3 protein-coding genes are annotated in these 1,239 nt (G+C 48.2%); all 3 read right to left on the bottom strand.

Translation table 11 applies throughout. The features are described 5' to 3' along the window. On the bottom strand, positions 1–672 hold a 672-nt coding region (locus HWQ67_RS19060), incomplete at its 3' end, for an enoyl-ACP reductase FabI (protein ID WP_218254274.1). 2 nt (positions 673–674) lie between these two features. After that, positions 675–1,109 carry a 3-hydroxyacyl-ACP dehydratase FabZ gene (gene fabZ, locus HWQ67_RS19055; RefSeq protein ID WP_218254273.1) on the bottom strand — a complete coding sequence of 145 codons (435 nt, stop codon included), beginning with the start codon at positions 1,107–1,109 and terminating at the stop codon, positions 675–677. Further along, positions 1,106–1,231, bottom strand: coding sequence for a hypothetical protein (locus HWQ67_RS20735; RefSeq protein WP_425340742.1), 126 nt, complete (start codon positions 1,229–1,231; stop codon positions 1,106–1,108). Before HWQ67_RS20735 ends, fabZ begins: the two co-directional genes overlap by 4 nt. Between the last annotated feature and the right edge of the window lie 8 nt (positions 1,232–1,239).

Genomic DNA, 1,239 nt, shown 5'->3' with positions numbered 1-1,239 from the left:
GATTTCGCTTGCTTCCAGGGCCTTTTTTCTGAAGTTAGTCTTCTCCGAATAGATATAGTTGGAGACGAATCCTGGGATTCCGGCTGCCGATGTGGTTTTAAGGAATCCGGAGGCCACCACGTTGAACCTCACGTTTGAGAAGTTGCTGAAGGACTTGGCCAGATACACAACGGAGGACTCAAGTGCCGCCTTCACCGGCGCCATGTACCCATAGCACTCAACAGCGATCCGCGTAAAGGGCACGGAAAGCGTTACCACGGAGGCATCCGTAGCAAACAGGCCCTTAAAGGTGTTGGCAAGATTGGTCAGCGAAAAACACGATATGTCAATGGCCTCCAGGAAGTCTGCCTTGTTCATTTCATGGAAAGAGACATAATTGTCCGGGATATTAGCAAACGCTATTGAATGTAACATGCCGTCTATTTTCTGATAGCGACCCGATATGTTTGTATACAGGTCATCTATGGATTTTTGTTCTTTCACGTTGCATGTGAATATCTCCTTGCCCGGGAAGAGTGCAGCCACCTTGGCCTTAATGTCCTCATCCCTGACAACGAACAGACACTCTGCGCCCTCTTGTTGCAGGAGCGCCGCAGTGTGGTAGGCAATGCTTTTCTTGTTACGCACACCAAATACAATAATTTTCTTATTCTCAAGTCCCAAAAAGCTCATCTTTACGTATTCTCTCCCTTCTTTACCAGGGCGCAGGCAAAGTCCATCGACACCACTACCTTTGAATTAACAAATGCCTTGCCCTTGAGATAATAAGCGCTTGATATCTTATCGGTAAGTTCTACGTGCATTTCGATAGTGCAATCAGGCAGCACCATGTTCTTAAACTTCACGTTGTTAATCTTTGAGACAACGGGGACATCACTCAGGAGGTCCTTGTTCTGGCAATGGGCGATAAGGATGGCGCCAGACTGCATCATGGCCTCACACATCAGCACCCCGGGCATCACGGGGTAGCCGGGATAGTGGCCCTTGAAAAAGTACTCTCCGCTGCCGATGTACTTTTTGGTTTTTATGCTCTTGTCGTCGAGTTCGACGATCTCATCGACAAACAGGAATGGTTCTCTGTGCGGGATGTATGTCTTGACATCGTTCATGATATCTTGGGCATCAGGTAGTCCAAGGTATCCTTCATTGTCCGGAGGTGGCTGAAGTCGGAGTCCGGTATATCGATCTTGTACTCCTTTGTCAGGGAGAGCACGATATCGAGAAAGTCCATCGAGTCCA

The sequence above is a fragment of the Candidatus Magnetobacterium casense genome, assembly GCF_019173545.1.
GTDB lineage: Bacteria > Nitrospirota > Thermodesulfovibrionia > Thermodesulfovibrionales > Magnetobacteriaceae > Magnetobacterium > Magnetobacterium cryptolimnobacter.
Note: the sequence above shows the minus strand (reverse complement) of the source record. Positions and strands in the feature narration are given on the sequence as shown.

What these genes read in the sequence shown, in the direction of transcription:
- fabZ (WP_218254273.1), bottom strand. Translation starts at nt 1,109, where the DNA reads ATGAACGATGTCAAGACATACATCCCGCACAGAGAACCATTCCTGTTT.
- HWQ67_RS20735 (WP_425340742.1), bottom strand. Translation starts at nt 1,231, where the DNA reads ATGGACTTTCTCGATATCGTGCTCTCCCTGACAAAGGAGTACAAGATC.